Origin of the sequence: Zhongshania sp., assembly GCF_041623545.1 — a bacterium.
GTDB lineage: Bacteria > Pseudomonadota > Gammaproteobacteria > Pseudomonadales > Spongiibacteraceae > Spongiibacter.
This window is the reverse complement of sequence record NZ_JBFJWS010000199.1, coordinates 1-5835: the sequence shown is the minus strand read 5'-3', so window position 1 is coordinate 5835 and position 5835 is coordinate 1. Positions and strand designations below refer to the sequence as shown.

5 protein-coding genes are annotated in these 5835 nt (G+C 52.3%); all 5 read right to left on the bottom strand.

All coding sequences use genetic code 11. The annotated features are described in order from the left end of the window. Positions 1-765: efflux RND transporter permease subunit (locus ABYT30_RS14345; protein WP_373097191.1), on the bottom strand; the 765-nt coding region annotated here is incomplete at its 3' end. Further along, complete coding sequence (locus ABYT30_RS14340; RefSeq protein WP_373083247.1) at positions 762-2015, bottom strand: efflux RND transporter periplasmic adaptor subunit; 1254 nt, start codon at positions 2013-2015, stop codon at positions 762-764. The genes ABYT30_RS14345 and ABYT30_RS14340, both read right to left, overlap by 4 nt. A 114-nt stretch (positions 2016-2129) precedes the next feature. Continuing rightward, a complete protein-coding gene (locus ABYT30_RS14335; protein ID WP_373097188.1) occupies positions 2130-4451 on the bottom strand; it encodes an MlaD family protein in 2322 nt (773 codons plus the stop codon). Beyond that, positions 4444-5064 carry a paraquat-inducible protein A gene (locus tag ABYT30_RS14330; RefSeq protein ID WP_373097185.1) on the bottom strand — a complete coding sequence of 207 codons (621 nt, stop codon included), beginning with the start codon at positions 5062-5064 and terminating at the stop codon, positions 4444-4446. The genes ABYT30_RS14335 and ABYT30_RS14330 overlap by 8 nt, the downstream gene beginning before the upstream one ends. Beyond that, a complete protein-coding gene (locus ABYT30_RS14325; RefSeq protein ID WP_373083243.1) occupies positions 5065-5688 on the bottom strand; it encodes a paraquat-inducible protein A in 624 nt (207 codons plus the stop codon). It abuts the gene before it with no gap. Positions 5689-5835: the final 147 nt, after the last annotated feature.

Genomic DNA, 5835 nt, shown 5'->3' with positions numbered 1-5835 from the left:
GGGGTAGGTGATTAGCACGACTTGTTCAAACTCAAATTGGCGTCGCGCTTGGCCGCGGGTGCGCAGCATAATATCGCCGTTGCTGGTTTTAATTGCGCCGCCGGGCAAGTCCAGCGAGGAACGGCGGATGGCATCGGATACGTCGCTTAGGGTTAAACCGTATTGCAGAAGCGTGTGCTCTGGGATCTCAATGGCAATTTCAAAATCCCGAGCGCCATGAATTTGCACGGAGGCGATGTCTTCGTCGAGTAGCAGCTCCTGCTTTACTTGTTCGGCAAGTTCCTTCATGCCGCGTTCGTCGATATTGCCAGAGACCTGAATGTTGAGGACGTGATCTTTGTGGTCTACGCGATTAACAATTGGCCGCTCGGCCTGTTCCGGAAAGCTAACAATGCCGTCAATAGCACTTTTAATGTCGTCCATTACCGCAAGGGTGTCATAGCTCTCATAAATTTCCACGGTAATGGTTGCCATTGATTCATTGGCGGTGGATTCAATGCGTTCAATGGATTCGATATCTTTGAGTGCTTCTTCGATTTTCAGTACAACTCCACTCTCTACTTCGTCGGGCGTCGCGCCGGGATAGAGCACGGTGATGCTGATAATATTCAGTTCAAAGGCTGGTTGGCTGACTCGCTGGATTTTAAGGGCAGAATTAATACCTAGGCCGAGAATCACAAACATCAATAGATTTGCCGCCACGGAGTTGCGGGCAAACCAAGCAATAATACCTTTGTGGGTATCGAATTCGGGTATTGGGCTCATAGCTTGCCGGCTCCCATGCCAAGAGTGGCTAGTGTTTCACGGGGGCCTGGCGAGAGTAGGGTGCTGGTTTTAGTTTGATGATTAACGGTGACCTCGGTACCCGCAATGGCATTGGGGATGCTGGTAAGGCAGATGCGGTCGCCGTCCTCAAGCCCTTCATAAACGTAAACCCACTTGCCCTCGGTGCGCAGGGTTTTCACCTCGCGGTTAGTCAAGCGTTGCTTGTCGTCTAAAACCCATATCTTGCTGCCAGTGCGCAAGATGTGGCGGGGTATAGCGACGAGATTCTCGATCATTTTTCCGCTGATCTCAGCTTTAACAAAACTGCCAATACGCAGGGGCTCACCGCCGCTGTTTAATTGGTAGGGGTCTTCAACCTCGGCAATCGCGAATAATACTCTGCTGCGCTCATCCAATACTCGCTCAGTGCGGACCAGCCGGCCAAGCCAGAGTTGACCTTGTTCATTTTCAATACGGACCTTGGCGCCGGGCCCAGACGCCGAAATTGTGGATAAATCCAGATAGGCCAGACGGTCCATAGGGATAGGCAGGCGAATTTCTGCGCGGTCGACTGAAAATATCTGGCCGACTTGGCTGCCAGTGCTAACAAATTGGCCGAGGGATGCGCTGCGGGCTTTTATGATGCCGTGATAGGGCGCGCGAATTTCAGTGCGGCTGAGATTGTTGCGAGCGTGATTAAGGTCGGCCAGAGCCGATTGTAGGCGGGCTTTTGCCTCTTCTAGCTGGGGTTCCCGCTTGGCCAAGCTTAGGGCTTCGGGTGTGGCATGCTTGCGAGGGTATTTTTTGAGATCATCCTCGGCCACCGCAGCCAAGCCTTTGGCTTGAAGTAAATTACTCTTGGCACCGGCGACAGCGGCCTCGGCACGTTTGACTTCGACTTCGTAATTGCGCTGATCAATGGCGAGGAGGAGGGCGTCCTTAGCCACAATGCCACCGCTTTCAAACTGCTCTGCGACGGCGATAACTTTGCCTGAGACTTCCGACATCAGTGTGGTTTCTGTGCGCGGGCGCACGGTTCCCTGGGAGTGCACTGCAATAGATAAGGTTTGCTTTTCAGCGATGGCCACATCGACGGTAATTGTCGGTGGTGAGATCGTCACCTGCTCAGGCTTCGGCTTTAGAACGAAAAACACCCCTGCTAACAGCAGCGAAACAATAATAATGATAGCGGCAATGAGGGCTTGATTCGGCTTTTTTAGCACACTGAGAATCTCTTTGGCGGTGGCCATTGTCGCCGGAGGCGGCATGGCTGCAAATTTGAGTGTAAGCCGCTAATACTAGCGGCTTATTGCAAGGCAGTTGCTATTGTATCGTTATAGCGGTCTCAATGGTGTGACATCTTGTTAATCCGTGCGAATCCAGTTTTCTCCGGTGTCGGCTTCCCGCGGGAGCGGAATGCTGGGGGCCCAGTCGAGCCAGCTTTGTTCAGCATTTTGGCGCAGTGGAAATACTTTGCCTGACACTACCTGTGCAGCCAGTGGGCGAGAGTCCGGTGTGGCAAAAGCGATACCCCCCTCAAGCAGGGATTCAATGGACTTGCTGCGGATGGTAGCACCGCTGAATAGGCCAAATTTCACCGCGATGCCGCTGGAATTCCAAAATACACTATTGTCGCGGACCAAGCCTGCGTAGCGCGCTTCAATATTGATGTGCATCAGAGTTTGGCTGGCGTCCTCGGCCAATTCATAGCCAAACACTTCCCCTACCGGAATGTCGCGGTAGAAGACTTTAACACCCTCTTTGATGGAACCGCGTTGCGGAGAGGTGACGATCAAGTTGAGCCCTGTGCTGGGTTTACTCAGTGGCGGTGGCTTATCTAAAGCCGCAAAGCTGGTTTGCGGTGATCCATAGCCAGGCCGCACACTGATATAGCTGCCGGTGACTAAGGTTTCTAAATTTCGCGTGCCGATGAGGCCAAGCTGCGGTCGCACAACCCAAAATTGGCTGCCGCTCCGCGCCAGTGCCTTGGCTGACGGTGCTAAACGGGCACTCACTTTGACACCTTCCATATTAGTATCGAGTTCGACGGCAATGACCTCGCCTACTTTGATGCCCTGATATTTTATTTCCGTGCCTTTGTTAATATTGCTGCCGCTATCAAAGTATAAAAAGATGTCGCGGCCCTTATCTGAAAATGTACTTTGGTAATCGGGGTGCAGTTGGTAGCGCAGGCCCTCCCAGGCGAGTTGGGGTTTCTTCACTTCGGGGGTGTGAAAGGCAATGCCGCCAGCCACGATGGTAGCGAGGGAGTCAGCCCGTATGTCTAAGCCACTAAGACCGCCGCTAATACTGATACCGCTGGCATTCCAAAAGAGTGATTCGCGATGTACTAGCTTGGCATAGCGCTGATGAATAAACGCGCCGATGTTAACGCCATCGGCGTCAAGCTCAACCGATTCAACCTGGCCAACAGCTATTTTACGGTAGTAAATTTTTGTGCCGATACTAACCGAACTGAGTTCGTCGCTGCGCAGTGTAAGCCGCAAACCGGGCTGCTGAATGCTGCTATCTGGGGCTTTGCTCAAGGCCGTATAGCGTTCGGCGATAGCGCCGCCTTTACCGCTAACGCGCATGGCGATGTACGGCCCCCCGAGGAGCGCGTCAAGTCCACTAACGCCGCTGACAGAAACCTCTGGCTTTACCAGCCAAAATTGGCTGTCAGTGTTCAAATATTGATGGTGTGGGGCACTTATTGTCAGCGTGACGTCAGCACCAAGAGTGGGATTATTGTCGACAAAATTCAATGACTCGACTTTACCTATGTCCATACCCAATAAGCGAACATTGCTGCCCAAAGAGAGGCCGTCTGGATTGCGGAAATAGACCACAATTTCTTTGCTACCTTTAGCGCGTTGCTTGGTGCTAAAAAGGCGGAAACGACTGTCATTGTCGACGGCTTCGGCACTTTTCTTTGGTGTCTCAAAGGCAATGCCGCCGGCCAAAATACTGGCGATTGACCCCGCATCGATGTCGATCCCCTGTAGGCCAGCATTAACCTTTAAACCGCTCTGCTGCCAAAAGCGGGAGCTGCTGTTTACAAGATGCTGGTATTGAGGGTCGATTCGGATATTGGCCTCGATACCGTTTTTGCTGAGTTGGTAGCTTTCAATGTCACCGACATCAATTTGCTGGTAGAGAATGGGGGCGCCAACTGACAGTGAGCCAAGGCTGTCAGCTTCGAGAGTCAGCCTGAGCCCCGGTAAATTACTGGCCATTGGTGGCGGTTCTATGAGTGCAGTGAAACGCTCGGCTGGTTCGCCGTCACCGGGTTTGAAACTGATGTAGTTGCCCGCTACCAGCGTGTCTAAGCCAGAGACTCCTGAAAGCGATATTTGCGGTTTTACGAGCCAAAACGCCGTATTTTCGCGGATTAAAGGCGCGATTTGCTCGCTCAATTCAATAGTGGCCGTTACCCCTTCGAGGTCATCGTCGAGTTGCAAACTTTTGACTTGGCCGACGTTGATTCCTTGGTACATAACGGGGGTTTTCCCCACGCTAATACCGCTGCCATTGTCGAAGGCGACGGTAACGTTAAGGCCGGTATTGTTCATGTTTTGGTAGAGCAGCCATGCGGCAATGGCGAGCGCGATGAGCGGTAGAAGCCAAATGGCTGATAGCCCGCGCTTAGGTGCAGAATGTGCCGATTTAATCGTGTCTTCAGTCATTATCCAAGTCCCATAACAAGCGCGGGTCAAAACTATTTGCGGCGAAAAGTGTGAGAACCACAACGGCGCCAAAGGCGGTTGCAGCTGGGCCACTTTCCACGGTGGCGATATTGCCGAGGTGAACGAGGGTCACCAATATCGAGATCATAAATAAATCCAACATCGACCAGCGACCAATAAAATGTATAAATCGGTATAGCACTGTGCACTGTTGCTTGCTCAGTGGTAGGCGCAGCTGCACCACCAAAATCAGTATGATGATAATCATCAGTTTAATGACGGGTACCGCGATACTGGCAATAAAGACGATGCTGGCAATGGCTTGCAAATCGGCTTGCCACAATTTTACGACGCCAGACATAATCGTGTCAGGCTCACCTTTGCCGAAACTGATTACCGTGAGTATTGGCAAGATATTGGCCGGGATCATTAGAAATGCGGCGGCCAAGGTGTAGGCCCAGCTCCGTTGCAGGCTTTGAGGTTGGCGAAAACTTAACGGCGCAGCGCAGCGGGAGCAATGCCAAGACTGGGTGTTACTCTGTGGTTTAATACGGCTAAGTTTACCGCAGGTAGTACAGCGGGCAATACCGCGTTGTTGAGCAGTTACGTTCATTTAGTTGCGCTGCTCCCAATACTGCCAGGCCTGCTCTTCGTGGAAATACTGGCTACACAGAATAATGCAGAGCAATAAGCCCACCAAACAATAGGTACCATTGGCAACGCTAACCTCGCCCGGGTCCATCATCTTGACGTAGGCGACGATAATGCCCATCGCATAGACTTCTAGCATGCTCCAGCTTTGCATCCATACTTTGCATTTCAGCCACGCAGGAAAGTGGTTGGGGTAACGTTTGAGCCGAATGGATATGCCAATCATGGCGGTGAGCAGCAAGTGCATAAGCGGGGCGAGCAGGGAGCAGAGTAATATCAGCACGGCCAACAGGTGTTCATTTTCCAGCCAGAGCCGCCAAACTCCGCCAAGCAGTGAATTGCTGCCTAACTGGCCTACCATGTCGAGCTTTAAAATGGGTAGGCTCATGGCCGGCACAAATAATAATAATCCGCTAATGGCGGCGGCCAGGTCGATGTCAGCGCTGGGGCTGGCGGCGTTCCACAATGTTGCCGCGCAGCGCGGGCAATGCCCCTGCTGGCGGTGATCACTGTCAGCCGTTTGCAGCAGTAGATCACAGTCGGGACAGGCGGTTAGGCCTTTAGGGATTTGGCTAGCAATAGTCATCGTGTGGCTATTGTAATGGCGCAAAAAGATAGGCGCAGCGACTTAACAGGCGGCGGCGCAGGGACCATTTTGCTACTTCCCTCGGCAGTAATTGCACGCAGTGCTGTAGGTCAGTAATGAGCATAGCTTCCATTTTTTTCGCAAAGT

Excerpts from the sequence above, each read along its gene's own strand:
- ABYT30_RS14325 (WP_373083243.1), bottom strand. The coding sequence starts at position 5,688 with ATGACTATTGCTAGCCAAATCCCTAAAGGCCTAACCGCCTGTCCCGAC.
- ABYT30_RS14335 (WP_373097188.1), bottom strand. The coding sequence starts at position 4,451 with ATGACTGAAGACACGATTAAATCGGCACATTCTGCACCTAAGCGCGGG.
- ABYT30_RS14330 (WP_373097185.1), bottom strand. The coding sequence starts at position 5,064 with ATGAACGTAACTGCTCAACAACGCGGTATTGCCCGCTGTACTACCTGC.
- ABYT30_RS14340 (WP_373083247.1), bottom strand. The coding sequence starts at position 2,015 with ATGGCCACCGCCAAAGAGATTCTCAGTGTGCTAAAAAAGCCGAATCAA.